This is a genomic window from Paraciimarium castrense LEGE 11436 (assembly GCF_056633055.1).
This window is the reverse complement of sequence record NZ_JBSJOW010000006.1, coordinates 202,923-228,549: the sequence shown is the minus strand read 5'-3', so window position 1 is coordinate 228,549 and position 25,627 is coordinate 202,923. Positions and strand designations below refer to the sequence as shown.

The following is a 25,627-nucleotide window of genomic DNA, read 5'->3' as shown; positions in this document are numbered from 1 at the left end:
CCCCCCCAAAGGGGGGGGATCGGCTCCCTCGCCCCCATCTGGGGGCTTTTGCTTGAATTCCGCTACGGGGCGGCTTCCCTGTTCCCTGGCGCGAGGACGCCAGCCGGACAGCCGTCACCCGTACTGCCATCATCAGATCCAGCTCTCCCCCCCTTCCGCGGGGACGCGTTCCATGGCCGCACCCCCCAGGGCAGCCCCAGCCGGGGAGCCGATCAGCGAAGCCGAGGCCCTGGCGCGCCTGCGCCAAGGCGCTGACCCCTCGCAGCAGTACTACGCCGCCTGGTGGGTGGGCCGCATGCGCTGCGGCCACCCCGACACCATCCCCCTGCTGCAGCAGGCCCTGGGCCAGCGACGGCCGCGGGACCCAGGGGCAGGAGTGGAAGAGAACGCCGTGGCCCGCAATGCGGCCCGCTCCCTCGGGAAGCTTGCTCCCGCCTCAGCTATCGCCATCCCCGACCTGCTCGACACCCTGGAGGATGCCGACCACGGGCTGCGGGAAGCCGCCGCCCGCGCCCTCGGCGAGATCGGCGCCGTGGAGGCCGTGGAGGCCCTCTGCCAGCGTCTGGCCAGCGGCCCGGAGAGCGCAGGAGCCCAGGAGCCTGGCAGCCCCCGGCTGCAGGAGCCCTGCGAAGCCCTGCTGGAGGCCCTGGGCGAGATCGGCGTGGCCCGGCCTGAGGTGATCGCCGTGGTCCGGCCCTTCATCGATCACCCCCGCCCCCTCGTGCGCAGCGCCGCCGCCCGCAGCCTGCTGCAGCTGAGCGGCGACCCCTGCTGGGGTGAGCTGCTGGTGGAGCTGCTGGGCCATCCCCAGTTGCAGGTGCGGCGGGCTGCCCTGATGGACCTGGGCGCCGCCGGCTGGCGGCCGGCCCTGGCCGCGATCAGTGCCACCCTGGCCGAAAACAGCCTCAAACTGATCGCCCTGCGGGGTCTGGTGGAACGGGGCCAGGGCGAGCCGGGTGAACTGGCCCTGTTCGCCAGCATGGACGCCCTGCTGTGAGCGGCATGAACAGCGCCATCCAGCCCCAGACCAGCCCTGAGCTGGACCAGCTGATTGAGGCGGTGGAGCGGGCCGACAGCAGCCTGGCCCTGGCGCAGGCCACCCGGGCCCTGGCCAGCCACAGCGATCCCCAGGCCGCGGCCACCCTGGTGAAGGTGCTCGGCTTCAACAACCCCGGCGCGGCCGTCGCCGCCGTGGAGGGGCTGGTGAGCATCGGCGAGGGGGCCGTGGAAGCCCTGCTCCAGCTCGATGCCGAGAACTACGGCGCCCGGGCCTGGGCGGTGCGGGCCCTGGCCGGAATCGGCGACATCCGGGGCCTGGAGCTGCTGATCGAAGCGCTCGGCACCGATGTGGCCGCCAGTGTGCGGCGCGCCGCCGCCCGGGGCCTGGGCCAGCTGGAGCTGGCGGCGTTGCCGCCGCCGCGGGCCCGGGCCGTGCAGCAGCAATGCCTTCAGGCGCTGCTGGCCGCCAGCGTGGATGGCGAGTGGGTGGTGCGCTACGCGGTGGCGGTGGGGCTGGAAACCCTGGCGGCAGGCCTGCCAGCGGCATCTGAGCCCCTGCAGCAATGCCTGGACGGCCTGGGCAGGCTGACGCTGGACGAGGCCGGCAATCCTCCGGTGGTGCGCCAACGGGCCGCATTGGCCCTGCAACGGCTGAGCACACCGTGACCCCCCCTCAACCCACCCGGGTGCTGTTCGTCTGCCTGGGCAACATCTGCCGCTCCCCCGCCGCCGAGGGGGTGTTCCTGCATCAGCTGGCCCTCGAGCAGCTCCAGGATCACTTCCTGGTCGACTCCGCCGGCACCGGCGGCTGGCATCGGGGCCACCCGCCGGACGAGCGCATGCAGGCGGCCGCCGCCAGACGGGGCATTCAGCTCACCAGCCGAGCCCGCCAGATCCAGCTCGCCGACATCAGCAGCTTCGATCACATCCTCACCATGGACAAGGACAACCTCGCCCAGGTGAGGGCCCTGAGCCAGCGGGCCCAATCCGGCTCGAACCGGGCCCGCATCACCCCCCTGACCCGGTTCTGCCGACAGGGCAGGGCCGCGGCGGTGCCCGACCCCTACTACGGCGGCCCCGAGGGCTTTGAGCAGGTTCTCGACCTGCTGGAGGACGCCTGCGCGGGCCTGCTGGAGGCGCTGCGGCCCCACTGAACGCGTCGCCGGGAGCGGTGCCTTGGTTCAAGGGCAGCGGCGCGCCTCAGGCCGCCGCCGGATCCGGCCAGGCGTCGTGGGGGATGCGCTGGCGAAACAGCTCCACCAGGGCCTCGATCACCGCGTCGATCGTCATGCCATCGGTGATCAGCTCCACGGCATCGCTGGCCCGGCAGAGGGGAGCGATGCTGCGGCTCGAGTCCTGATGGTCGCGATCGGCGATCTGGGCCTCCAGCTCCGCCAGGGCCGGCACCCCAAAGCCCCGCTGGGCCAGATCCTGGGCCCGGCGCCGGGCCCGCTCGGCCACCGTGGCGGTGAGGAACACCTTGAGGTCGGCGTCGGGGTACACGGCCGTGCCGATGTCGCGGCCCTCCGCCACCAGCCCGCCGCTTTTCCCCATGGCCTGCTGCTGGCCCGTGAGGGCCTCGCGGACGCAGGCGTGGGCCGCCACCACGGACACCTGGGCCGTCACCTCCGGGCTGCGGATCACCTCGGAGATGTCTTCCCCCCCCAGCAGCACCCGCTGCTCGGCGCCACCGAGCAACTGCAGGTCGAGATCAACCAGCAGGGGGGCCACGGCAGCGGCATCGGCCGGATCGGCCCCCTGCCGGCGCACCCACCAGGTGACGGCCCGGTACATCGCGCCGGTGTCGAGGTAGATCAGGCCAAGACGGCGGGCAAAGGCACGGGTCACCGTGCTCTTGCCGGCTCCGGCGGGGCCATCGATGGCGACTATCGGGGCGCGGCTCATCAAGAAGGTGTGATCGATCAGGCGGGCGGATCCACAACGGACCGCCGCCGCCAACAGGGTCAACCCTGCCACCCGCTGAACGGGCTTCAGGCTGTGGGCCTCCACCAGGGCGGTGTACTCCACCTCCAGGCCACTCTGCTCCAGCCGCCGGCGCAACTCGGCCACAACTGGAGTCGGCTCAGGCGCCACGATCAGGCTTTCCCTGGCGATGGCCGTGAGCTGGGTGGGCAGGGCCGCCGCCCGCTGCTGCTCCCGGGCCGAGAGGTAGGCGTGGCGCGAGCTCCAGGCGAGGCCGTCGGGCTGCCGCATCGTGGCGCAGCCCTGCACGGTCACCGGCAGACCCAGATCCCGCACCACCCGCCGCAGGATCACCAGCTGCTGCCAGTCCTTTTCCCCCAGCAGCAGCCGCTGGGGACGCACCAGGGCGAGCAGCCGCACCACCACCGTGGCCACGCCGGCGAAGTGGCCGGGGCGCTCAGGAGCACACAGGCTCCGCAGCAGGGCCTGGGGAGGCTGGATGCGCGTGAGCTCGGCCTCACCGCCGGGAAACAGCTCGGCAGGCTCTGGCGCGAACACAGCCGCAGCCCCAGCGGCCGTGGCAACGGCGTGATCACGGGCCAGACCCCTGGGGTAGCGGCCGAAGTCCTCGCCGGGGCCGAACTGCAGCGGGTTCACGAAGACGCTCACCAGCACCACTGGCAGGGCTCCAGCCCGGGGCTGGGCCGCCTGGGCGATCAGAGCCTCGTGACCCCGGTGCAGGGCGCCCATCGTGGGCACAAAGTGCAGGGGAGCCTGCTGCTGACGGCACCAGGCCTCAAGCTCTTGGCGGGTTCGCAGCAGGGGCACGGAGAGAGAGTCAACAGAACAAACCCCCCAGGCCCTGAAGGGGCCCGGGGGGAAGCATCATCCTGGAAGCGATCCCGGCTCTTGAGGCAGGGGTCGCGTCCCGGGCCGGATCTCAGCGCAGCACTTCGAGCTTCACCGGAGCCAGTCCGGAGGACACCAGACCCACCTCGTGGGCGGCGCCATGGGCAAGGTCGATCACCCGGTTGCCAACGAAGGGGCCGCGGTCGTTGATGCGCACCACCGTGGTGCGGCCGTTGCGCAGGTTCGTGACGCGGACCTTGGTGCCGAAGGGCAGGGTGCGGTGAGCGGCCGTGAGGGTGCCGGGGCGGAAACGCTCACCATTGGCGGTGCGGTTGCCGAAGAAACCCGGCCCGTACCAGCTGGCCTTGCCGTGGATCACCTTCAGAACACCGGGGTTGCTGGTGGCAATCCGAACCGAGGGGGCGAGCTGCTTCAGCCCCTCGAAGGGAGTCGGGGAGAACTCGCTGTCGAGGATGGCCAGAGTCTGGGCCGGTTCAGCAACGTTGCGGCTGCTGGGATCGGCGGCCAGGGCAGGAACGATGGCGCCTGCAGCCAGGGTGAGGGCCAGAGCCCCGAAGGAAAGAGTGCGACGCATAACAAGCGAAATTCGCTGCAGAACAGCAACCTGAAAGAGGTTCGCAAGCATTGGTAACTCCCAGCAAAAGCTTTCAGTGGGAGGACGTTGGCCCGCGGAATTCCTGGACCAGAACAACAACTTCGCCAAAGTAAGGGCAACCCAAGCCGGGTTTTGGCACTTTTGGCTACAAGGAATCTGATCAGAATTCATGATCAGAGCGCACTCGCAAGCCGCAGACTGGGATTGGGAGCTGTTCTGGGCACGGCAATCATCAGCCGATCCGATCAAAGTGATAAGCCGAACTGATTCAAGCCTGTGCCGATCGCGCAACCGGCCAACCCACCAGCCGGCCCCTGCCTCGGCTGGGGCCGCCGGCGGCGTCCTGGCCGGCGGCATCGGAGGATCAGTGCCGTGAACGCGGGCTGAAAGCGATGGATTACCGCACTGCCGGGGTGGACGTGGTGGCCGGTCGCACCTTTGTCGATCGCATCCGCAGCTCGGTGGAGGCCACCCGACGGCCCGAGGTGGTGGGCGGGCTCGGGGGCTTCGGCGGCCTCTGCCGGCTGCCTGCCGGGCTCAAGGACCCCCTGCTGGTGTCAGGCACAGACGGCGTCGGCACCAAACTGGAGCTGGCCCAGGCCCACCAGAGCCACCATGGGGTAGGCCTAGACCTGGTGGCGATGTGCGTCAACGACGTGATCACCACCGGCGCCGAGCCGCTGTTTTTTCTCGATTACATCGCCACCGGCAAGCTCAGCCCTGAGGCGATGGCGGCAGTGGTGGAGGGCATCGCCGCCGGCTGCAGCCAGAGCGGCTGTGCCCTGCTGGGGGGGGAAACGGCGGAGATGCCCGGCTTCTACGGCCCCGGGCGCTACGACCTGGCCGGCTTCTGTGTGGCCGTGGTGGAGGCCGACGCCCTGATCGACGGCACCCGGATCCAGGCCGGCGACCGCATCGTGGCGATCGCCAGCAGTGGCGTCCACAGCAACGGCTTCAGCCTGGTGCGGCGCATCCTGGAGGCCAGCGGAGCCGGAGTCGACACCGCCCTGCCAGGTGCGGACCGCCCCCTGATCGACACCCTGCTCACCCCGACCCGCCTCTACGGCGCCCTGGTGAAGGCCCTGCTGGCCAGCGCCATCCCCGTGCGCGGCATGGCCCACATCACCGGCGGAGGACTGCCGGAAAACCTGCCCCGCTGCCTGCCGCCGGGGCTCCAGGCTGCCATCGATCCCCACAGCTGGCAGCGCCCGGCCGTGTTCCGCTGGCTGCAGGAGGCCGGCGATGTGCCGGAGGCCGACCTCTGGACCACCTTCAACCTGGGAGTGGGGTTCTGCCTGGTGGTGCCGCCTGAGGCGCAGGAGCAGGCCCTGGCCTGCTGCGCCGCCACGGGATACGCGGCCTGGTCCCTGGGAGAGGTGAGGGCCGCTGACGACCCGAGCGCGGCTCCAGGGGTGGCCGGGTTGCCGCTCTGAGCGGCACCAGCCGCAGCCGCGGCTGCGCTGGCAGATTGAGCCTGTCCGCTCCGCCTGCAGACCATCCGACTGCCAACGTCCAAAGCATGAACGCATGAATCAGCCGCAGCCTCCCTTCACCACCGGTTCCCGCATCACCCGCCGCCGCAGCTCGGCTGGTCCAGTGCCGCCGATTCGCCCGATCCGACCGCGGGAGGGCCATCCCGGCACCAGCCGCAGTGGCCTGCGGCCCACCTTCCTCACCCTGCGCGACCACGGCAAGGTCTACGTGGCGGATCTGCCGCGGCTCTCCGACGGCCAGCTGGCCCATATCGACAAGGAGGCCCGCGAGGTGCTGGAGAGCCTGCTGCGGCGGCTGTCTGAACTGGAGGGCCAGCTCAGCCTCACCCAGAGCGAACTCGACACCCGCATCCGGGCCAGCACCAAGCGGGATGTGACCGAGCGGTTCATCCGCGCCATCGCCGAGGAGCAGGAGCTGCGGCGTAACAATCCGGCCCTGCGGGCCGCAGCTGGGGAATCACTGGCCAGGGCCTTCATGGAACTGGCCCGCCACCGCCTGCCCGGAGCCACCTTCGACTCCCTGCTCCAGGAGGCCCTGGAGGCCTGTGGCCCCGAGCTGGAGGCCGAAACGGCAGCCAGCGCCTCCGCCCCCCGCGGTCTGACCCCGGCCCTCAACAGAGACGTGCCCCCTCCCGAGGTGCTGCCCGTGGTGCTCACTCCAGCGCCCTCCTCCGTCTGAGCGGCAGGATCAGGCGCTGGCCAGGGGGTTGGCGGGCATCCTGCGCCGCAGCCCACCGGCCAGCTGGTCGAGCAGCTCGCGCTCACACAGCTCCAGTTGCCAACGGCCTGCGGCGGCCGCCGCCTCGGCCTGGGCGGGGCTGCGCAGCCCGGGAATCGGCATGGCGCCGTGGGAACGGCACCAGTTCAGCGCCACGGCCGCCGCCGGGGCTGCTCGGCGCTGAGCCATCGCAGCCATCGCCTCCCGCAAGGGAGCCAACTGGGGCGCCAAGCGGCGAAACAGAGCCCCCCGGGCTCCTGCTGGGGGCGGCGTCTCACCACTGGCCGCCAGCAGCCCGAGGGCCAGGGGGCTGTAGGCAATCAGCTCAATGCCCAGCTCCCGGCACACCTCGGCCACGCCACCCGGTTCGATCGGGGCCGGCGAGAGCAGCGAGAGCTGCACCTGCACGCTCGCGAGCCGCACGCCCCGGGCCGCCAGGTGCCGATGCATCTGGCGCAAGCGCCGCGGGCCCACGTTGGACACCCCCAGCTCCGCTACCTCAGCCTGGCTGACAAGATCGGCCAGGCCCTCCAGCAGCGGCCCCTCCTGCCAGGGCGCATAGCGGGCCGTGCTCCAGTGCAGCTGGACCCGGTCGAGCTTCCCCTGCAGGCGATGGCGAGAAGCGGCAAACGCGCGGCGGAAGCCGCCGCGGCCCAACCGCCAGGGGAACGGGGCCAGCTTGGTGGCCACCAGGAGGCGCTCCTTCTGCTGCGGCGGCAGGGCCGCACAGAAGCGACCCAGCAACTGCTCACTGCGGCCGTTGAGGCGGCCGGTGCCATAGGAGTCGGCCGTATCGAACCAGTGCAGGCCCAGCTCCACTGCCCGCTGGAACGTGGTCTGCAGGGTGGCGTCCTGGCTGGGGTCATAGCCCCAGAGCAGCTGATTGCCCCAGGCCCAGGTACCCACGCCGATGCCGGGAGCGGGGGGCAAGGACGGGGAGGAATGCGCCATGGTGTGGGGACCAGCCCGGGGTGAAAGAGTCGACCATGAGCGTGCTGCCAACGCCCGACTCCTCCAGCCAGCCTGCCGAAGCGCCGTGTTCCAGTTCCTCTCCGCCAGCGGCCGGCGCCGAGCCGGTGCTCTGCAACCACTGTGGCCGCACCGCCAGCAATGGCATCAGCTGCCAGGGGTACTGCGTGGCCGATTCCGGCTACTGAAGGCGGCCCGGCCCCACTGTCCTGGGGGGGCAGCCAGGGCTCCTTGCCTGGGCGGGGCGACGGGCCTGCTGCTGGCCGCAGCTGGGCTGACTGGGTGCCTGACTGGGTGCCTGACTGGGCGCCTGGCTGGGCCCCTGGCAGCGCGGGCCGAGGGCTTTGGGCGCTGGGCCAGCCCCACCCGCCAGTGCGATCTGCAGATCAACCGACGCGAGCAGAACTGTCAGGCGGTGCGCCTGGATCAGAACCTGGCCGGCTTGCTCACGGTGCGTTTTCTGGTGGAGGCTGATGGATCCCGGGCCACGGCCGAGGAGCTGCGGTTCGTGGGCCAACTCCCGGCAGGGCAGCCCCCCATGCGCTGCTCCGTGGATGGCCAGTGCGAGCCGCAATGGCCCACACGGCTGCTGGTGAGCACGGTGGCGGACAGCCGCTACGACGACAGGGGATTGATCATGGGGCTGCCCCAGACCCATCTGGTGCAGGGCAGTTGCGTGCTGGAACGCGACCGCGTGCGCTGCGATGCCAGCAGCCGGGAGGGAGGTTCCTGGATCGCCGAGGCAGCCCCCTAGCGCCTGCCGCCCGGCAGTTCAAGGAGAGGCGGCACCCAGATTCGAACTGGGGGTAAAGGATTTGCAATCCTCTGCCTTACCACTTGGCCATGCCGCCGGCCGGGGAGCAAACTCCCGTGAGCGGATCGTATCAGCCATGGCATGCCCCTCCCGCTGCTGGTTCTGAGCAACGGCCACGGAGAGGATCTGATCGCCCTGCGGGTGGTGCAGGCCCTGCGGCAGCGTCGGCCCGAGCGTCCCGTGCTGGTGCTGCCCCTGGTGGGCGAGGGGCGGGCCTTCGCCGCGGCGGCCGCAGCGGGCCAGCTGCAGCTGGTGGGGCCCCGCAGCCCCCTGCCCAGCGGCGGCTTCTCCAACCAGAGCCTGGGGGGGCTGGGCCAGGACCTGCTCGCCGGGCTGGCCCAGCTCAGCTGGCAGCAGTGGCGCTGGGTGCGGGCCTGGGGCCGCAGCGGGGCGCCGCTGCTGGCGGTGGGGGATCTGCTGCCCCTCCTGCTGGCCTGGGCCAGTGGCGCTGCCTACGGCTTCATCGGCACCCCGAAGAGCGATTTCACCTGGGCCTCGGCGCCCCCCGCCGGCTGGGGCGCCAGCCCCCTGGCCGACCGTTACCACGCCTGCAAGGGAAGCGAATGGGATCCCTGGGAATGGGCCCTGATGGGCCATCGGCGCTGCCGGATCGTGGCGGTGCGCGACCGGTTCACGGCCCGGGGGCTGCGTCGGCATGGCGTTGCCGCCCTGGCCCCGGGCAATCCGATGCTGGATGGGCTGGAGCCGCAGCCATCGCCGCCGGCCTGGCTGAGCCGGCGCCAGCGGCTGCTGCTGCTGCCAGGCAGCCGGGAGCCGGAATCGCTGCGCAATGCCGCCAGGCTGCTGGGGGTGCTGGAGGCCTGGCAGCCCGCAGGCCCCACGACGCTGCTGCTGGCGAGTGCGGCCAGGCCCGATCCGCATGAATGGGATCAGCTGCTGCGCCGCCATGGCCTCCAGGAGGGCGTGCTGACGCCGGAGCTGGGGGCCTGCGGCGCCAGCGCCACCTGGCGGAGGGGTTCCCTGCAGGTGCTGTTGGGCCCAGGTCGCTTCCAGCAGTGGGCCGGCTGGGCGGAGGTGGGACTGGCTACGGCCGGCACCGCCACGGAGCAGCTCGCCGGGCTTGGCGTGCCGGTGCTGTCACTGCCGGGCCAGGGGCCCCAGTTCAAGGCGGGCTTCGCGCGGCGCCAGAGCCGGCTGCTGGGCGGTGCCGTGCAGCCCTGCCACAGCACCCAGCAGCTGGCGGAGCGCCTCAGAACGCTGCTGGCCAACCCCAGCCTGCGGCAGACCCTGGGCCGGACCGGGCGACGGCGCATGGGAACGGCCGGGGGGAGCCAGCGCCTGGCCGTGCTGCTGGAGGAGCGACTCCTGGCCGGATCCTGACGCCCCGCTGCTGAGGCAGAGGGAATCCGCCCAGGGGCAGCGGAGGAGGGGCTGGGATACTGGGGGATCACCCACCCACGGCGGGCAACTCCATGGCAGGCATCCCCGATCGGGCTTACAACGCGGCCTGCGCCAGGCTGGCCAGCGCCATGGGCGTGAGCCTGGGGGCCGCGCGGCGCCGGGTGGAGATGAAGGCCGCGGCCGGGGCCATCCGCGACACCGCCGGCAAGCAGGCCCTGGCCGAAGAGCTGCTCACCGAGGCCACCGCCAGCAGCAGCGACAGCCACGCCCGGCTCTCATCCCTGCTGGAAGCGGTGGGCCGCGACGAGCACTTCATGCTCGAAGACTGAACGCCCCCGGGGCCCAGGCGCTCAGCGCTGGCCTCCGCTGGAGTGCTCGAACAGCAGGTGGAACCGCTGACGATCCAGGTCGGAGAACACCGGCAGGCACTGGAAGCAGCGCTCGGCCAGGGCCCAGCGCTCCTCACGCCGCAGCATCAGCTCCAGCCGGTCGCGGGCGGCCAGCAGGTAGCGCACATCGCCGGCGGCGTAGGCCAGCTGGGCCTCGCTGAGGTCCTCCACCTGGCCCCAGTCGGAGCTCTGGGCCCGCTTGTCGAGCTCCACCCCCACCAGCTCCTGCACCACATCCTTGAGCCCATGCCGGGGGCTGTAGGTGCGGGCCAGGCGGCTGGCGATCTTGGTGCAGAAGATCGGCGCCACGGCGATGCCGAGGTTCTCGGCCAGGGCCGCCACATCGAAGCGGGCGAAGTGGAACACCTTCTCGGTGGCACTGCTCTCCATCAGAGCCTGCAGCCGTGGCGCCGAGCTCTGACCCCGGGCCAGCCGGATGCAGCACACGTTGTCGTCGTCGTCGCAGATCTGCACCAGGCAGAGCCTGTCGCGGCCGTGGATCAGGCCCATGGCCTCGGTGTCCACCGCCAGGGCACGGGCGCCGGCGTAGAGCTCCGCCCAGGCGGCATCGAGATCACCGTCGAAGACGGCGAAGCGCGCCGGGGCGGGGAGGTTGCTGGTGGGAGCTGCGGTCATGGAGGGGCAGGCAAGCGGCTGGGGATCAGGCCCCATGTTGGACGTGCACAGCGGGACTTCCCGGCCCCGGGCCTGCGCCAGCAGAATGGTCCGGGATTTCGGCAGACCATGCTCTCCTCTGGCTCCACCCTGGTGCTCACCCTGTTGATGGCGGTGGGGCTGGTGTTCTTCCTGCGCGCCGCCAGCAAAGACCGCACCACCACCGTGGAGGTGCGCTCCTCCAAGCCGCCGCTGGAGGTGCTCGACAGCCTCAGCGCCTGGCTGCTGCAGCGGGGCTGGATGGCGGAGGCCAGCGACCCCGAACAGCGCTCCCTGCGCTTTCGCGGCCAGGTGCGCTCCAGCCTTCCGCTGGCGCTGCTGCTGTCGCTGCTGGGCGGTGTGGGGGCAGGCGCCCTGGGCCTGGTGATCCGCCAGGTGCAGCCGGGGCTGCTCTGGTGGCCGCTGCTGCTGATCCTGCTGGGCCCCCTGGCCGGGGTGGTGTATCGGCGCCGGGCCGAGCGGCCTGAAACCGTGGAGCTGCGCCTGATCAGCCATGACCAGGCCACGGGCAGTGCCCTGCGCCTGCGGGCCCATCGCGATGAGCTGATCGCCCTGGAACTGGAGCTGGGCCCCAAGCTGGGCCTGTTCAGCGATGGCAATCTGCTGAGCTCGCCGATCTGAACTGCCCCGCTGAGCCCCCTCCCTGCTGATCGCCATGGCCTTCTCCGCCGCCGCCCGCCCGCTGCTGCTGCTGCTGGGGCTCGCCACGATGCTGCTGGCCCCCGGCGCCACGGCGAGGGCCCCCCAGGCCTACGCCCCCGACCCCCTCACCGGCCCGCGTAGCCGGCTGGGCCCCGACCGCGACTGGGTGGGCCTGCGCCCCCTGGGCACTGAGACCGAGATCCTGGTGCTGGCCGGCCATGCCGACTCCCAGGGCATCGCCGGCGCCGGCACGCCCGGCGAGGCGGTGGCGCTCCGCGGCGCCAGGCCGATGCAGCCGGGCCTCAGGGATGAGTTGCACTGGAACCTGCTGACGGCGCGGGCCGTGGTGGCCCTGGGCCGGCAGCGGGGCCTGAACCTGCGCTTCTACGACCCGCCGGCGCGCACCATTGCCGACGCCGACGACCCACGCACCAACTGGAGTGTGGGCAAAGCGCACGCCGCAGCCGGCGGCTATGCCCTGGAAATCCACTACGACGCCTACGGTCCCGACGGGGTGGGCTCGGGCCTGATTCCCCCGCTGCACCGCCACCCGAGCCGCCTCGACGAGAGCCTGGCCCTGGCCTTCGGCTCCTACCCGCTGCTCTACCGCAACGGCCTGGGCGCCCCCCGCCGTGGCATCGCCATCCTGGAGATCGGCAAGCTGGAGGGGGTGCTGGAAGGGGCCCTGCGGGACCCCAGGCGCCGGGACGCCACCCTCAACGCCATTGCCCTGCGGGTGGTGGAGGCCCTGGAGCGTGGTCTGGAGCGGCAGGGGCCCAACCCCGCGGGCTCCCTCAGCCCAGTGCCTGATGCGGTGCGCAGCGCTCGTCCAGAGCTGGGTCGTCCAACCAGTTCTGGGGGCGGGTGAACACCTCGGTGAGCAGGGCCTCGCGGCTGCCGGGCTCGGCGCTGTAGCCGTACTCCCAGCGCACCAGGGGGGGCAGGGACATCAGGATCGACTCGGTGCGGCCATTGGTCTGCAGACCGAAGATCGTGCCCCGGTCGAAGACGAGGTTGAACTCCACGTAGCGGCCGCGGCGATAGAGCTGGAACTGCCGTTCCCGATCGCCGTAGGCCGTGGCCTGCCTGCGCTCCACGATCGGCACGTAACTGGGCAGGAAGGCCTGGCCGCAGGCCGTGGCCAGGGCGAAGAGCTGCTCCCAGCTCTGGCTGATCGGCCCCTGGCGCAGGCTCGCCGCCGCGGCCGGACCCTCGGGGTTCTGGCCCTTGTAGAGCACGCCGCCAGGGTCCTGGTAGTCATAGAAGATGCCGCCGATGCCGCGGCTTTCCTGGCGGTGCTTCAGGTGGAAGTACTCGTCGCACCAGGGCTTGAACGCCTGGTAGTAGGCAGGATTCACCCCGTCGCAGGCGTCCTTGAGGCTGCGGTGGAAGTGGCGGGCATCCTCGAGGAAGGGGTAGTAGGGCGTGAGGTCGGCGCCGCCGCCGAACCACCACACCGGGCCCGCCTCGAAGTAGCGGTAATTGAGGTGAACCGTGGGGATGTAGGGGTTGCGGGGGTGCAGCACCATCGAGGTGCCGGTGGCGAACCAGGGGTGCCCCTTCGCCTCCGGGCGTTGGCTCAGGATCGAGGGGGGCAGTTCAGAGCCCTGCACCTCGGAGAAATTCACGCCGCCCTGCTCGAAGACACGGCCCTCCTTCATCACCCGGGAGCGCCCCCCACCGCCCTCGGGCCGCTCCCAGCTCTCCTCGGCGAAGCGGCCCTCGCCATCGAGCTGCTCCAGACCGGCGCAGATCGAATCCTGCAGACCCCGCAGCAGGGTGCGGGCCCGCTGGCGGGAGTCTGCGGGGGGCGGCTCCAACGCCAGGGTGGCGGGGGCACCGCCGTCGGGGCCGGACGTCACCTTGGCCTTCTCCATCACACCGTGCCCCCAGGGGCCTGAAACACCTTCACCTTTTCAGGCCGCAGGCCCGCTCATCAAGCGTTCGAGAGGCACTGTCACGGCGCAGGGCCCGGGGCGGGCACACCCTGTGGCTCGGCATGTGCCTTCTAGGATCAAACTCCTGTGCAAGCGGATCGGATGGCCACTGTCGAGCAGGCTCGTGCCGCCCTCAGCCGCCTCACCGATGCCGGCAGTGGTCGCCCCATGCTCGAGCTGGGCTGGGTTCAGGACCCTCGCCTGCAGGGTGACCGGGCCGTGATCCGGCTGGCCTTGCCAGGCTTTGCCCAGAGCCAGCGCGACCGCATCGCCAGCGAGGCCCGCGAGGCCCTGCTCAACCTCGATGGCGTGCGCGACGTTCAGATCGAACTGGCCCAACCCGAGGCAGCAGGAGCTGCTGCTGCCGCTTCAGGGGCGCCGATCGGCGGCGCTGGCCACGGCCCCAGCGGCTCCCCTGGCCAGCCCCCCCAGCGGCAGGAGATCCCGGGGGTGAGACAGGTGATCGCGGTGAGCAGTGGCAAGGGCGGCGTGGGCAAGAGCACGGTGGCGGTGAACCTCGCCTGCGCCCTGGCCCAGGGGGGGCTGCGGGTGGGCTTGCTCGATGCCGACATCTACGGCCCCAACGCTCCCACAATGCTCGGGGTGGCCGGCCAGACCCCGGAAGTGAGCGGCGAGGGGGCAGCCCAGGTGTTGCGGCCGATGCAGAGCTGTGGCATCGCCATGGTGTCGATGGGCTTGCTCATCGATGCCAACCAGCCGGTGATCTGGCGGGGGCCGATGCTCAACGGCATCATCCGCCAGTTTCTCTACCAGGTGGACTGGGGCGAACGCGATGTGGTGGTGGTGGATCTTCCTCCCGGCACCGGGGACGCCCAGCTCACCCTCGCCCAGGCCGTGCCGATGGCAGGAGTGATCGTGGTCACCACGCCCCAGGAGGTCTCACTGGCCGATGCGCGTCGCGGCCTGGCGATGTTCCAGCAGATGGGCGTCCCCGTGCTGGGCGTGGTGGAGAACATGAGCGGCTTCATCCCCCCCGATGCACCCGACAAGCTCTACCCCATCTTTGGCAGCGGCGGCGGTGCCCGCCTGGCCGAGGAGGCCGGGGTGCCTCTGCTGGCTGAGTTACCCCTGGAGATGCCGGTGCGCGAAGCCGGCGATGGCGGCCGCCCGGTGGTGCTCACGGCACCGGACTCCGCCACGGCTCGCGGCTTCAGGGCCCTGGCCAAGCAACTGGCGCCCCTGGCGGCCGTCCCCCACTGAAGCCAGGGCATGCTCAGCCTGACCCGCCGCGGTCGCGGCCTGTTCTCTGGGGGCGGTTCGGCCCGGCGCCGTCCTCTGGCCGATCTGGACTGGCTGCTCTGGGGCCTTCCCATGGCGATGGTGTTGCTGGCCGGCGTGCTGATCGCCAGCACCCAGCGCCAGGCCAGCTACGCCGACTGGTATCAACACTGGGTCACTGGAGTGGTGGGGCTGGCGGTGGCGCTGCTGCTGGCCAGGATTCCTGTGCAGCGCCTGGTGGCCTTGAAGTGGCCGATCTACATCGCCATGGTGGCCAGCCTGGTGGCCGTGCGGCTGGTGGGGGTGAGCGCCCTGGGGGCCCAGAGCTGGATCAACATCGGCGGTTTTTATGTGCAGCCCTCCGAATTCGCCAAGCTCGGGACGATCCTGCTGCTGGCCGAGGTGCTGGCCCGCCACCCTGTGGAGCGGCCCGTGGATCTGTTGCGACCGCTCGGCCTGATCGGGCTGCCCTGGCTGCTGGTGTTCGTCCAGCCCGACCTGGGCACCTCCCTGGTGTTCGGCGCCGTGTTGCTGGTGATGCTGTTCTGGGCCGGCATGCCCGCCGCCTGGCTGGTTCTGCTGCTCTCGCCGCTGGTGAGCGCGATTGCCGCCGGCACGATGCCCTGGCTGTTGCTGGGCTGGATTCCGCTGATGGGCTGGCTCGCCTGGACCAGCCTCCCCTGGAAGCGGGTGATGCTCACCGTGACCGTGGCAGTGCAGAGCGCTTTCGCCGTTCTCACCCCCTGGCTATGGGCCCACGGGCTGCGGCCGCACCAGCGGGATCGCCTCACCCTCTTCCTCGACCCCGGCCAGGATCCCCTCGGCGGCGGCTACCACCTGCTGCAGAGCACGGTGGGCATCGGCAGCGGCCAGCTCTGGGGCACCGGTCTGATGCAGGGGGCCCTCACCAAGCTGCGCTTCATCCCCGAGCAGCACACCGATTTCATCTTCAGCGCCCTCGGCGAGGAAACCGGTTTCCTGGGGTCGGTGCTCGTGGTGCTGGGCTTTGTGCTGCTGATGTGGCGCCTACTGCAGATCGCCGGCCGGGCCCGCAGCGATGTCGAATCGCTGGTGGTGGTGGGCATTGGCGCCATGCTGATGTTCCAGGTGGTGGTGAACATCAACATGACAATCGGCCTCGGGCCCATCACGGGCATTCCCCTGCCCTTCCTCAGCTATGGCCGTTCGGCCATGCTGATGAACTTCATGGCCCTCGGGCTGTGCGCCTCGGTGGCGCGGCGGGGCCGAACCTCGCCGAGCCGCCGGTAAGGAGAACCCAACCTTGGTGAGCCTGCTCCAGCTGCGGCACTGTCTCACTGCGGGGGTCCCCCCGGGAACCAGCACGGACGACGGCGCGCGGCGCCAGTGGTGGGCGGCCCTGGCCACCCTGCAGGAGGATTTTCTGCTCCCCCTTGATGAGGTGTCCGGGCTGTGGCTGGCCGCCCCGCTGCCCGCCCTCTACGAGCCCGCCCTGCTGCAGCGGCTCCAGGGCTGGGTGTGGAGTCCGGCAGCGCTCGCCACTCTGCTGCCCCCCCGGCCGCCGCGGCTGCTCCAGTCCTCCACAGGCCAGAGCCATGGCGCCCTCCCTGGCGGCAGCTACCACAGGCTGCTGCTGGAGGAAGGCGACGGCGACGACCCGTTGCTGGTGATCGTGACACCGCAGCTCCAGGTGGCCCTGTGCCTGGACGGGCCGGCCGAAGGGCGCCAGCTGGTGGTGCGTTTCGACCCTGAGGTGCTCTCGGAGGCCCTCTCGCTGATTCACCAGAGGCTGGAGCACACCGATCCGGCCGCCGCCCTGGAGCTGCGGACGGCCGTGCAGCGGCTGGGCCCGCTGCACAGTGAGCCCTCCCTGGGGCTGCGTTTCTGGCCCCGGCTGGCCGACCGGCTGGCCAGCATCGCCCCCAGCCTGACGCTGCAGCCCCTGGCCACGGTCGCCGGCCGCGAACCCTCCCAGACCCCAGCGCTCGACCGCTCTGCAGCCCAGATCAGCGAGCTGGCCCTGCTCGAGGCCCTCACCCACGAGGTGCGCACCCCCCTGGCGACGATCCGCACCCTGATCCGCTCCCTGCTGCGCCGCAGCGACCTGCCAGCCGTGGTGCGCCAGCGCCTGGAGCATATCGATGGCGAGTGCAGTGAGCAGATCGACCGCTTCGGCCTGATCTTTCTGGCGGCTGAGCTGCAGCGCCCCCTGGGCCAGGGGCAGGCCCAAGCCGATCTGCCCCTGGCTCGCACCGACCTCAGCGAGCTGCTGGGCCAGCTCGAAGGGCTCTGGCAGCGCCAGCTGGCGCGGCGTGACCTGATGCTGGACCTCCAGATCACCCCTGGCCTTCCCCAGGTACTCAGTGACCCGGCGCGACTGGAAACGATGCTGGGCGGTCTGATTGACCGCTTCAGCCGCAGCCTGCCGGCCGGCACCCGCGTGCGGCTGGCGCTGCAGCCCGCCGGGGCGCGGCTGAAACTGCAGCTGAGCAGCGCTGGCCCAGCGCCCGTGCCCGGCGAACCGCCGCCGCGGGGACGGGAGCTGGTGGGGCCGGTGCTGAGCTGGGATCCGAGCACCGGCAGCCTGCAGCTCAGTCGCCAGGCCACCCAGCAGCTGTTCGAGCGGCTGGGGGGGCGGCTCACCGAGCGCAGCGGCAGTGGACTCACCGTGTTCTTTCCGGTGTACGTGCCGGCCGCCTGAGCGGCTGGCGCCCCCAGTTTCGAGGGGTTTTGTTGACGGGTGTGAAGACTGGTGCAGCGCCTGCCGGAGCGCCAAAACCACGGTGCTAGTTTCCGCCTGAAACAGTCTGCCGACACCTGAACGCGTCATGACAGCAACGGCACTGAGCGGTCAACTCCCCAAGTACATCGGCAGCACCGGCGGCCTGCTCAACGCCGCCGAAACTGAAGAGAAGTACGCCATCACCTGGACCAGTTCCAAGGCCCAGGCCTTTGAACTGCCCACCGGCGGCGCTGCCGAGATGAATGAGGGCGAAAACATCATGTATTTCGCCAGAAAAGAGCAGTGCCTGGCCCTGGGCACCCAGCTGCGCACCAAGTTCAAGCCCCGCATCGAGGACTACAAGATCTACCGGATCTTCCCCGGCGGTGACACAGAGTACCTGCATCCCAAGGATGGCGTGTTCCCCGAGAAGGTGAACGAGGGCCGTCCGATGGTGGGCCACAACCCCCGCTCCATCGGCGCCAACACCAACCCCGCCAACCTCAAGTTCACCGGCAAGAACACCTACGACGCCTGAGCTGAGCGTCTCGGCCAGGGTCTGGTCGTTGGTCTTGAACACTTAGAAAGGCGGGGCCCGGCGCCCCGTTTTTTTTGCCTGCCGGTTCCTCGATGTCCCCGTCCGATCGCCCAGACCCCGTGGCTGCTGGCTCCCTGGGTGCTGGCTCCTCGGACCCCACCTTTCTGGCCCAGGTGGCTGCCGGGCTCACCTTCATCCCCATCTGGAAGCGCTGGCCGGCAGACCTGGAGACGCCTCTGACCACCTGGCTGAAGGTGGGTGCCGGCAGCAGCCATGGGGTGCTGCTGGAGTCGGTGGAGGGGGGAGAGCGGATCGGCCGCTGGAGCTACGTGGTGAGTGAGCCGCTCTGGACCCTCACCAGCCGCGGGGCCACCAGCCAGCGCCAGTGGCGCGATGGCCGTAGCGAGCAGCTGAGCGGCAACCCGTTTGAGCTGCTGCAAGAGTGTTTACGGCCTCTCAGCAGCGCCCCGGTGCCAGGGCTGCCGCCGGCGGGGCACCTGTTCGGCTTCTGGGGCTACGAGCTGATCCAGTGGATCGAGCCGAGCGTGCCCGTGCACCCCGCCGACCCTCAGGGGCCTCCGGATGGTTGCTGGATGCTCGCCGACAGCCTGCTCGTGTTTGACCAGGTGAAGCGGCAGATCACGGCGGTCGCCTACGCCGACCTGAGCCGGGGTGGCGATCCGGGCGAAGCCCACGCCGCGGCCACGGCCCGGATCGCCGCCCTGGAGCAGCGCATGCAGGGCCCCCTTCCCGCTGGAGTGGTGCCGCTGCAGTGGCATGAACGCAGCGGCACCGAGCTGCGCACCCGCAGCAACCGCAGCCAGGCCGATTTCGAGGCGGCCGTGGTGCGCTCACGAGAGCACATCGCTGCGGGAGATGTGTTTCAGCTGGTGCTGAGCCAGCGGCTCGAAGCCACGATCGAGCGGGATCCCTTTGAGCTCTACCGCAGCCTGCGGATGGTGAATCCATCGCCCTACATGGCCTTCTTCAACTTCGGTGGCTGGTACCTGATCGGCTCCAGTCCCGAGGTGATGGTGAAGGCCGATCCGGTGGAGGGCGGAGGGATCCGGGCCTCCCTGCGGCCGATCGCCGGCACGCGGCCCCGGGGTACCGATGAAGCGGGCGACCAGGCCCTGGAGGCCGAGCTGCTGGCCGATCCCAAGGAACGGGCCGAGCACGTGATGCTGGTGGATCTGGGCCGCAATGACCTCGGCCGCGTCTGCCGCCCCGGCAGCGTGAGCGTGACCGATCTGATGGTGATCGAGCGCTACTCCCACGTCATGCACATCGTCAGCCAGGTGGAAGGACTGCTGGGCGATGGGCACAGCGTCTGGGATCTGCTGATGGCAGCCTTCCCGGCAGGTACGGTCAGCGGCGCTCCCAAGATCCGGGCCATGCAGCTGATCCATGCCCTCGAACCCGACGCCAGGGGGCCCTACTCCGGGGTGTACGGCGCCGTGGACCTCGGGGGTGCCCTCAACACCGCCATCACCATCCGCACGATGGTGGTGCAGCCGGGCCCGAACGGCAGCTGGCGGGTGCAGGTGCAGGCCGGCGCCGGCCTGGTGGCCGACTCCAGGCCCGAGGCGGAATTCCAGGAAACCCTCAACAAGGCCCGGGGCATGCTCAAGGCCCTGGCCTGTCTGGCGTGAGCCACCCTGCCGCCCCAGCCATGACGCCAGCGCTGATGCTCAAGGGCTTCGAGGTGGAGCTCTACACCGGCAGGCCAGACGGCACGGTGGTGGGCTGCTCGTCCGAGGTGGCCGCGGCCCTGGAGGGGTTTGTCACCGAGCCCGACTGCCGCAATCTGGAATACGTCACCGCCCCGGAGGCCGACTACGACCAGCAGCTGGCCCTGCTGCTGGAACCGCGGCTGCGCCTGCGCCGCTGGCTGCAGCAGCGGGGGCTGACCCTGCTGCCCGGCAGCACCCTGAGCCTGGGGGACAGCCAGCGCTTCGAGCGCTCCGACCCCGACAACCCCTACCACCACTACATCGAGCGCACCTACGGCACCCGGGTCGTGACCGCCAGCGTGCACATCAACCTGGGCCTCACGGCCATGCAGCCGCTGTTCGCCGGCCTGAGGCTGCTGCGCTGCGAGGCCGCCCTGCTGCTCGCCCTCAGCGCCAGCTCCCCCTTCCTCGACGGTGCCGCCACCGGCGCCCATTCCCAGCGCTGGCTCCAGTTCCCCCTCACGCCGGAGCGGGTGCCCCTGTTCCGCGACCACGACCACTACATCGCCTGGATGGAGCAGCAGCTCCAGGCCGGCACGATGCAGAACGTGCGGCATCTCTGGACCTCCGTGCGGCCCAATGGCGACGACCGCCCCTACGACCTGAACCGGCTGGAGATCCGCATCTGCGATCTGGTGAGCGACCCGCAGGTGCTGCTGGCGATCACGGCCCTGGCGGAGCTGCGGCTGTGGCAGGTGCAACGGGATCCCCAGACCTGCGATCCGTTCCTTGCCAGCAGCCTCGATCCCTCGGAGCTGGCCCTGCTCGCCGATGCCAACGACCAGGCCGCCGCCCGCTCCAGCCTTGACGCCACCTTGAGCCACTGGCGCGACGGCAGAGCGGTGCAGGCCCGGGCCTGGATCGAGCAGATGCTGGAGGAGGCAGCCCCCCTGGCCGAGGAGCTGGGCCTGGGCGATCGGCTCGCCCCGCTGAAGGCGCTCCTGCGCCACGGCAATCAGGCCATGGACTGGCTGCGTCGTCAGCAGAGTGGCACGTCGATTCGTGCGATTCTGAGCGAAGACATCAGCGCCATGGCGGCGCAGGAGCAGCAACTGGCCGCCACGTTGGGCACAGACCCCGCCCAGGGTCCTTTGGGATGATCACCAGCACAAGTCACGACACTCCAGCCTTCATGCGGCAGTTGGTCCCCCCTGTCGCCGAACCCTCCCGCCGGGCGACCCGCCTGCTGGGTGAGCGCCTGGAACTGGTCGAAGACCTTTGGCAGACGGTGCTACGCAGTGAGTGTCCGCCCCACCACGCCGAACGCCTGCTGAGGCTGAAGCGGCTGAGTGATCCCCTGGAGGACGACGGCACCCCCGCGGCCGAAGGCGATGCCTCCGGCATGGACACCAGCACGGCCATCGTGCGGCTGATCCGGGAGATGGATCTGGCCGAGGCCATTACCGCCGCCAGGGCCTTTTCTCTCTATTTCCAGCTCGTCAATATCCTCGAGCAACACATCGAGGAAGACACCTACCTCGACAGCCTCAAGTCCCTCTCGGAAACACTCTCCAGCGACCCCTTCCTGCCGCCCCTGGCCAGCCAGACCGAGCCCGCCACCTTTCGGCAGCTGTTCGAGCGCCTGCGCAACCTCAACGTGCCGCCGGCCCAGATCGAAAACCTGCTGCGCAACCTGGATCTGCGGCTGGTGTTCACGGCTCACCCCACCGAGATCGTGCGCCACACGGTGCGGCACAAGCAGCGGCGGGTGGCCACCCTGATCCAGAAGCTCCAGCAGGAGAGCGACCTGAACCGGGTCGAGCGCCAGAGCATGCGGCTGCAACTGGAGGAGGAAATCCGCCTCTGGTGGCGCACCGACGAGTTGCACCAGTTCAAGCCCACGGTGCTCGATGAAGTCGACTACGCCCTGCACTTCTTCCAGGAGGTGCTGTTCGAGGCGATGCCATTACTGCGGGTGCGGATCGCCGGGGCGCTGGCCGACAGCTATCCCGATGTGGAACCCCCCCGGGACTCCTTCTGCACCTTCGGCTCCTGGGTGGGAGCCGACCGCGATGGCAACCCCTCGGTGACCCCCGACATCACCTGGCGCACCGCCTGTTTTCAGCGCCAGCTGATGCTGGAGCGCTACGTGAAGGCGGTGGGTGAGCTGCGCGATCAGCTCAGCATCTCGATGCAGTGGAGCCAGGTGAGCCCGGCACTGCTGGAGTCGCTGGAGATGGACCGGCTGCGCTTTCCCGACATCTACGAAGAGCGGGCCGCCCGGTACAGGCTTGAGCCCTACCGCCTCAAGCTGAGCTACGTGCTGGCGCGATTGCACCTCACCCAGCAGCGCAACCAGCTGCTGGCGGATACCGGCTGGGAATCACCCTGCGACGGGCTTCCCGCCGTACCAGGCATCGGCGGCAACCTGGCCGTGGGCCCTGGCCTCCAGGATCTCCACTACGCCTCAGTGGACGACTTCCGCACCGATCTGGAGCTGGTGCTGCAGAGCCTGGAGGGCACCGGCCTGAGCTGCGAGTCGCTGCAGCACCTGATCAGCCAGGTGCAGATTTTCGCCTTCTGCCTGGCCAGCCTCGACGTGCGCCAGGAGAGCACCCGCCACAGCGACGCCCTCGACGAACTCAGCCGCTACCTGCAGCTGCCCACCCCGTATGGCGAGATGGAGGAGGAGCAACGGGTGGACTGGCTGCTGGCCGAGCTGCAGACCCGCCGGCCCCTGTTTCCCCCCGCCGCCAGCTGGAGCGCCGCCACCTCCGAGACCTTCGCCGTGCTGCGGATGCTGCAGCGGCTGCAGCAGGAGTTCGGTTGCCGCATCTGCAGCACCTATGTGATTTCCATGAGTCACACGGTGTCTGACCTGCTGGAGGTGCTGGTGCTGGCCAAGGAGGCCGGGCTGGTGGATCCGGTGGCCCAGACCACCAGCCTGCTGGTGGTGCCCCTGTTCGAGACGGTGGAAGACCTGCAGCGCGCTCCGGCCGTGATGGGCCAGCTGTTCAGCCAGCCCTTCTACCGGCGGCTGCTGACCTCCAGCGAGGCCAGCCAGCCCCTGCAGGAGGTGATGCTCGGTTACTCCGACAGCAACAAGGATTCCGGCTTTCTCTCCAGCAACTGGGAGATCCACAAATCCCAGATCGCCCTGCAGCAGCTCGCCACCCAGCACGATGTGGCCCTGCGCATCTTCCACGGCCGCGGCGGCTCCGTCAGCCGGGGCGGCGGTCCGGCTTACCAGGCGGTACTGGCCCAGCCCAGTGGAACCCTCAGCGGTCGCATCAAGATCACCGAGCAGGGCGAGGTGCTCGCCTCCAAATACTCCCTGCCGGAGCTCGCACTTTTCAACCTCGAAACCCTTACCACCGCTGTGCTGCAGAACAGCCTGGTGAGCACGCCGGTGGACAACACGCCGAGCTGGAACGAGCTGATGGGGCGCCTGGCCGCCCGCTCCCGCGACTTCTACCGGGCCCTGGTCCACGACAACCCCGATCTGGTGGCGTTCTTCCAGCAGTGCACCCCCATTGAGGAGATCAGCAAGCTGCAGATTTCAAGCCGGCCGGCGCGGCGCAAGAGTGGCGCCAAGGACCTCTCCAGCCTGCGGGCCATTCCCTGGGTGTTCGGCTGGACCCAGAGCCGCTTCCTCCTCCCCAGCTGGTTCGGGGTGGGGGCCGCCCTGCGCGAGGAGCTGGATCAGGACCCTGGCCAGATCGAGCTGCTGCGGCTTCTCTACCAGCGCTGGCCGTTCTTCCGGATGCTGATCTCCAAGGTGGAGATGACGCTCTCGAAAGTCGACATCGACCTGGCCCACCACTACGTGCAGGCCCTGGGGCGGCCCGAGCGGCGCGAGGCCTTCGAGCAGATCTTCCAGACCATCGCCGCCGAGTTCGACCTCACCCGCGACCTGGTGCTGGCCATCACCGGTCACCAGCGCCTCCTCGATGGCGATCCGGCCCTGCAGCTCTCGGTGGACCTGCGCAACCGCACGATCGTGCCCCTCGGTTTTCTGCAGGTGGCCCTGCTGCGGCGGCTGCGGGACCAGAACCGGCAACCACCGATGCGCGAAGCTACCGGCAGCGGTTCCGACGGCCGCACCTACAGCCGCAGTGAACTGCTGCGCGGCGCCCTGCTCACCATCAACGGCATCGCCGCCGGCATGCGCAACACCGGCTGACTCCTCCTGCACGCGTTTCCCCTGGGCTCCCTGTTGATCCCCTTCCGTCCCCAGACCCCTCCGCCCCGGTTGGGGGAGGGCTACGCCCTGGTGGTCAATCCATGGCCGCCCGCTGAGCTGCTCAACAGCCTGCTGGTGGCCTCAGGCGAAGCGGCGCGATCGGCCGACCGCTGGCAGCGGGTGCTGGAGCGGAGCCTGTGGCACCTGGGGGTGACCGATCCCAGAGGCAGCCTGGTGGGCTTCGTGCGGGTCACCAGTGATCTGGCTCTCAATGCCAACCTCTGGGACCTCTGCTGCGCCCCTGGGGAACCCGAGCGCGAAAGGGTGCTGCGGGCGCTGGTGCAGGCAGCCCTGGGCCGGCTGCGCCGGGAGCTCTCCGGCTGCAGCGTGTCCCTGTCGGCGCCTCCTGAGGCCGTCAAGGCGTTGCAAGGCCTGGGCTTCATCGTGGATCCCGGCGGGATCCGGGCCATGGGCCTGCGGCTCTGAGGCCCAGCCGCCAGAAAAAACCCTCCGGCCGTGGCCGGAGGGGAACAGGGAACGGCTGACCACAACGAGCATGGAGGGACTCGAACCCCCGACATTCAGAACCGGAATCTGACGCTCTATCCAACTGAGCTACATGCCCAACCTGCGCCCCTCAGGGGTTGCTGGCCGGTTGCCCAGGGCTCTGGGGACTCGGCTGGCGCCGGCGGCGGATCGACTCCGCTGCAGACTTAGCCTAGCCGCTGGCCGCCTCCCGACCCATCAGGCTGGATCGTCTCGAGCTGCTGCAGTTCCGCAACATCGCTCGGCTCGACCTGGGCCTGGAGGCTCCTCGGCTATTGGTGCTGGGGCCCAATGGTGAGGGCAAGTCCAACTTGCTGGAAGCCGTGGAGCTGCTGGGCTCGCTGCGCTCCCACCGCACAGGCTCCGATCAGGACCTGATTCAGCAGGGATGCCGTGGGGCCCGGATCCAGGCCCTCACCACCGGCGGCGACCTGCTGCAGCTCGACCTGCGCCGCAGCGGCGGGCGCCAGGCGCGCCGCAACGGCAAGGGGCTGGAGCGGCAGCACGACCTGCTGGATTCGCTGCGCTGCGTGAGCTTCAGCGCCCTCGACCTGGAGCTGGTACGGGGCGAGCCGGCGGGGCGGCGCCAATGGCTCGACCGGGTGGTGCTGCAGCTGGAGCCCCTCTATGCCGAGCTGCTCAGCCGCTATGGCCGCCTGTTGCGGCAGCGCAGCCAGCTGCTGCGGCGGGGCCTCGGCGGCCGCGAGCAGGCAGCACTGCTGGACGCCTTCGACCAGCAGATGGCCCTGGTGGGCACGCGCCTGCATCGCCGCCGCCACCGGGCCCTGCGGCGGCTGGAGCCCCTGGCCAGCAACTGGCAGCAGCGCCTCAGCGGCGGTCGCGATGCCCTCACGATCAGCTACCGCAGTGGCACCCAGCTGGAGGGGGAGGAGGCGGAGGAGCCCTGGTGTGCCGCCCTGGCGGCCCAGCTGGCCGCCCAGCGCAGCGAGGAGTTGCGGCTGGGCCAGTGCGGGGTTGGGCCCCACCGAGATGAGGTCGCCTTCGGCCTCGCTGGCCAACCGGCGCGGCGCTATGGATCGGCGGGGCAGCAGCGCACCCTGGTGCTGGCCCTCAAGCTGGCCGAACTGGAGCTGGTTCACAGCGTGATCGGCGAACCGCCCCTGCTGCTGCTCGACGACGTGCTGGCCGAGCTCGATCCCAACCGCCAGCAGTTGCTGCTCGAGGCCGTTGGCGACGGGCACCAGTGTCTGGTGAGTGCCACCCACCTGGGCGCCTTTGGAGCGGGCTGGCGGCAGCAGAGCCAGATGGTGCAGCTGCAGGGCGGCGCCGTGGTCGAGGCGAGCTGAGCCAGGGTCTGAGAAGCCCCGCTCTCGCTGGACAGTCGGCGTCACGTAAGGTTG

At 70.3% G+C, this 25,627-nt stretch carries 25 protein-coding genes and 2 tRNA genes; 20 read left to right on the top strand and 7 right to left on the bottom strand.

From position 1 onward, the window contains the following. Positions 1-172: 172 nt before the first annotated feature. From ACWJIO_RS11005 to ACWJIO_RS10995, 3 genes are read left to right on the top strand one after another with little or no spacing between them, the layout of a single operon-like run. Positions 173-997 carry a HEAT repeat domain-containing protein gene (locus tag ACWJIO_RS11005; RefSeq protein ID WP_480313372.1) on the top strand — a complete coding sequence of 275 codons (825 nt, stop codon included), beginning with the start codon at positions 173-175 and terminating at the stop codon, positions 995-997. Between the two features lie 5 nt (positions 998-1,002). After that, positions 1,003-1,665, top strand: a complete 663-nt coding sequence (locus ACWJIO_RS11000) for a HEAT repeat domain-containing protein (RefSeq protein WP_480313371.1) — start codon at positions 1,003-1,005, stop codon at positions 1,663-1,665. Next, complete coding sequence (locus tag ACWJIO_RS10995) at positions 1,662-2,153, top strand: low molecular weight protein-tyrosine-phosphatase (protein ID WP_480313370.1); 492 nt, start codon at positions 1,662-1,664, stop codon at positions 2,151-2,153. Before ACWJIO_RS11000 ends, ACWJIO_RS10995 begins: the two co-directional genes overlap by 4 nt. Before the next feature lie 46 nt (positions 2,154-2,199). Here the strand turns inward: ACWJIO_RS10995 and ACWJIO_RS10990 are convergent, their stop codons facing one another. Both ACWJIO_RS10990 and ACWJIO_RS10985 read right to left on the bottom strand, forming a co-directional pair. Continuing rightward, positions 2,200-3,750, bottom strand: a complete 1,551-nt coding sequence (locus ACWJIO_RS10990; RefSeq protein WP_480313369.1) for a bifunctional pantoate--beta-alanine ligase/(d)CMP kinase — start codon at positions 3,748-3,750, stop codon at positions 2,200-2,202. 112 nt (positions 3,751-3,862) lie between these two features. Next, positions 3,863-4,366 carry a septal ring lytic transglycosylase RlpA family protein gene (locus ACWJIO_RS10985; RefSeq protein WP_480313368.1) on the bottom strand — a complete coding sequence of 168 codons (504 nt, stop codon included), beginning with the start codon at positions 4,364-4,366 and terminating at the stop codon, positions 3,863-3,865. A 413-nt stretch (positions 4,367-4,779) separates the two neighbouring features. On the opposite strand from ACWJIO_RS10985, the gene purM reads away from it, so the two are divergent. Together purM and ACWJIO_RS10975 are read left to right on the top strand one after the other, a co-directional pair. After that, the gene (gene purM, locus ACWJIO_RS10980) at positions 4,780-5,820 is read left to right on the top strand and encodes a phosphoribosylformylglycinamidine cyclo-ligase (RefSeq protein WP_480313367.1); all 1,041 of its coding nucleotides are present in this window, start codon (positions 4,780-4,782) and stop codon (positions 5,818-5,820) included. A 94-nt stretch (positions 5,821-5,914) separates the two neighbouring features. Then, positions 5,915-6,559, top strand: a complete 645-nt coding sequence (locus ACWJIO_RS10975; protein ID WP_480313366.1) for a hypothetical protein — start codon at positions 5,915-5,917, stop codon at positions 6,557-6,559. Positions 6,560-6,568: 9 nt separating this feature from the next. Here the strand turns inward: ACWJIO_RS10975 and ACWJIO_RS10970 are convergent, their stop codons facing one another. Continuing rightward, complete coding sequence (locus ACWJIO_RS10970) at positions 6,569-7,549, bottom strand: aldo/keto reductase (RefSeq protein WP_480313365.1); 981 nt, start codon at positions 7,547-7,549, stop codon at positions 6,569-6,571. A gap of 35 nt (positions 7,550-7,584) precedes the next feature. Between ACWJIO_RS10970 and ACWJIO_RS10965 the strand changes: the two genes are divergently transcribed. Continuing rightward, positions 7,585-7,755: a hypothetical protein gene (locus ACWJIO_RS10965; RefSeq protein WP_480313364.1), complete on the top strand. Its 171-nt coding sequence runs from the start codon at positions 7,585-7,587 to the stop codon at positions 7,753-7,755. Positions 7,756-7,982: 227 nt separating this feature from the next. After that, a complete protein-coding gene (locus ACWJIO_RS10960) occupies positions 7,983-8,321 on the top strand; it encodes a hypothetical protein (RefSeq protein ID WP_480313363.1) in 339 nt (112 codons plus the stop codon). 26 nt (positions 8,322-8,347) lie between these two features. On the opposite strand, the gene ACWJIO_RS10955 is transcribed toward ACWJIO_RS10960, so the two are convergent. Beyond that, a tRNA-Cys gene (locus tag ACWJIO_RS10955) sits at positions 8,348-8,418 on the bottom strand. 44 nt (positions 8,419-8,462) lie between these two features. Between ACWJIO_RS10955 and ACWJIO_RS10950 the strand changes: the two genes are divergently transcribed. Then, entirely contained in the window at positions 8,463-9,722 is a 1,260-nt protein-coding gene (locus tag ACWJIO_RS10950) for a lipid-A-disaccharide synthase-related protein (protein WP_480313362.1), read from the top strand. Positions 9,723-9,814: 92 nt separating this feature from the next. Further along, positions 9,815-10,072, top strand: coding sequence for a hypothetical protein (locus ACWJIO_RS10945; protein ID WP_480313361.1), 258 nt, complete (start codon positions 9,815-9,817; stop codon positions 10,070-10,072). Between the two features lie 21 nt (positions 10,073-10,093). Here ACWJIO_RS10945 and ACWJIO_RS10940 read toward each other — a convergent pair whose 3' ends face one another. Beyond that, the gene (locus tag ACWJIO_RS10940; protein ID WP_480313360.1) at positions 10,094-10,768 is read right to left on the bottom strand and encodes a ribonuclease D; all 675 of its coding nucleotides are present in this window, start codon (positions 10,766-10,768) and stop codon (positions 10,094-10,096) included. 108 nt (positions 10,769-10,876) lie between these two features. On the opposite strand from ACWJIO_RS10940, the gene ACWJIO_RS10935 reads away from it, so the two are divergent. Together ACWJIO_RS10935 and ACWJIO_RS10930 are read left to right on the top strand one after the other, a co-directional pair. Further along, a complete protein-coding gene (locus ACWJIO_RS10935) occupies positions 10,877-11,428 on the top strand; it encodes a cofactor assembly of complex C subunit B (protein WP_480313359.1) in 552 nt (183 codons plus the stop codon). 34 nt (positions 11,429-11,462) lie between these two features. Further along, positions 11,463-12,317: a dehydrogenase gene (locus tag ACWJIO_RS10930; RefSeq protein WP_480313358.1), complete on the top strand. Its 855-nt coding sequence runs from the start codon at positions 11,463-11,465 to the stop codon at positions 12,315-12,317. Here the strand turns inward: ACWJIO_RS10930 and hemF are convergent. After that, positions 12,244-13,326, bottom strand: coding sequence for an oxygen-dependent coproporphyrinogen oxidase (gene hemF / locus ACWJIO_RS10925; RefSeq protein ID WP_480313357.1), 1,083 nt, complete (start codon positions 13,324-13,326; stop codon positions 12,244-12,246). The two genes, ACWJIO_RS10930 and hemF, sit on opposite strands and share 74 nt — an antisense overlap. Positions 13,327-13,488: 162 nt before the next feature. Here hemF and ACWJIO_RS10920 point away from each other — a divergent pair, with 162 nt between their 5' ends. The 8 genes from ACWJIO_RS10920 (at position 13,489) to ACWJIO_RS10885 (ending at position 24,206) form a co-directional block, all read left to right on the top strand. Beyond that, positions 13,489-14,607, top strand: coding sequence for an Mrp/NBP35 family ATP-binding protein (locus tag ACWJIO_RS10920; protein ID WP_480313356.1), 1,119 nt, complete (start codon positions 13,489-13,491; stop codon positions 14,605-14,607). Between the two features lie 9 nt (positions 14,608-14,616). Further along, positions 14,617-15,894: a rod shape-determining protein RodA gene (gene rodA, locus ACWJIO_RS10915; RefSeq protein ID WP_480313355.1), complete on the top strand. Its 1,278-nt coding sequence runs from the start codon at positions 14,617-14,619 to the stop codon at positions 15,892-15,894. 13 nt (positions 15,895-15,907) lie between these two features. Further along, entirely contained in the window at positions 15,908-17,305 is a 1,398-nt protein-coding gene (locus ACWJIO_RS10910) for a sensor histidine kinase (protein WP_480313354.1), read from the top strand. Positions 17,306-17,432: 127 nt separating this feature from the next. After that, positions 17,433-17,864: a photosystem I reaction center subunit II gene (gene psaD / locus ACWJIO_RS10905; RefSeq protein WP_480313353.1), complete on the top strand. Its 432-nt coding sequence runs from the start codon at positions 17,433-17,435 to the stop codon at positions 17,862-17,864. A gap of 92 nt (positions 17,865-17,956) precedes the next feature. Next, entirely contained in the window at positions 17,957-19,516 is a 1,560-nt protein-coding gene (locus ACWJIO_RS10900) for an anthranilate synthase component I family protein (protein ID WP_480313352.1), read from the top strand. Between the two features lie 20 nt (positions 19,517-19,536). Then, entirely contained in the window at positions 19,537-20,697 is a 1,161-nt protein-coding gene (gshA, locus tag ACWJIO_RS10895; protein WP_480313351.1) for a glutamate--cysteine ligase, read from the top strand. Next, entirely contained in the window at positions 20,694-23,720 is a 3,027-nt protein-coding gene (gene ppc, locus ACWJIO_RS10890; RefSeq protein ID WP_480313350.1) for a phosphoenolpyruvate carboxylase, read from the top strand. The genes gshA and ppc overlap by 4 nt, the downstream gene beginning before the upstream one ends. Before the next feature lie 33 nt (positions 23,721-23,753). Then, positions 23,754-24,206, top strand: coding sequence for an N-acetyltransferase (locus tag ACWJIO_RS10885; protein ID WP_480313349.1), 453 nt, complete (start codon positions 23,754-23,756; stop codon positions 24,204-24,206). A gap of 65 nt (positions 24,207-24,271) precedes the next feature. On the opposite strand, the gene ACWJIO_RS10880 is transcribed toward ACWJIO_RS10885, so the two are convergent. After that, positions 24,272-24,345: transfer RNA gene (locus ACWJIO_RS10880), tRNA-Arg, on the bottom strand. Positions 24,346-24,463: 118 nt separating this feature from the next. Here ACWJIO_RS10880 and recF point away from each other — a divergent pair. Continuing rightward, positions 24,464-25,573: a DNA replication/repair protein RecF gene (gene recF, locus ACWJIO_RS10875; RefSeq protein WP_480313393.1), complete on the top strand. Its 1,110-nt coding sequence runs from the start codon at positions 24,464-24,466 to the stop codon at positions 25,571-25,573. Positions 25,574-25,627 lie beyond the last annotated feature (54 nt).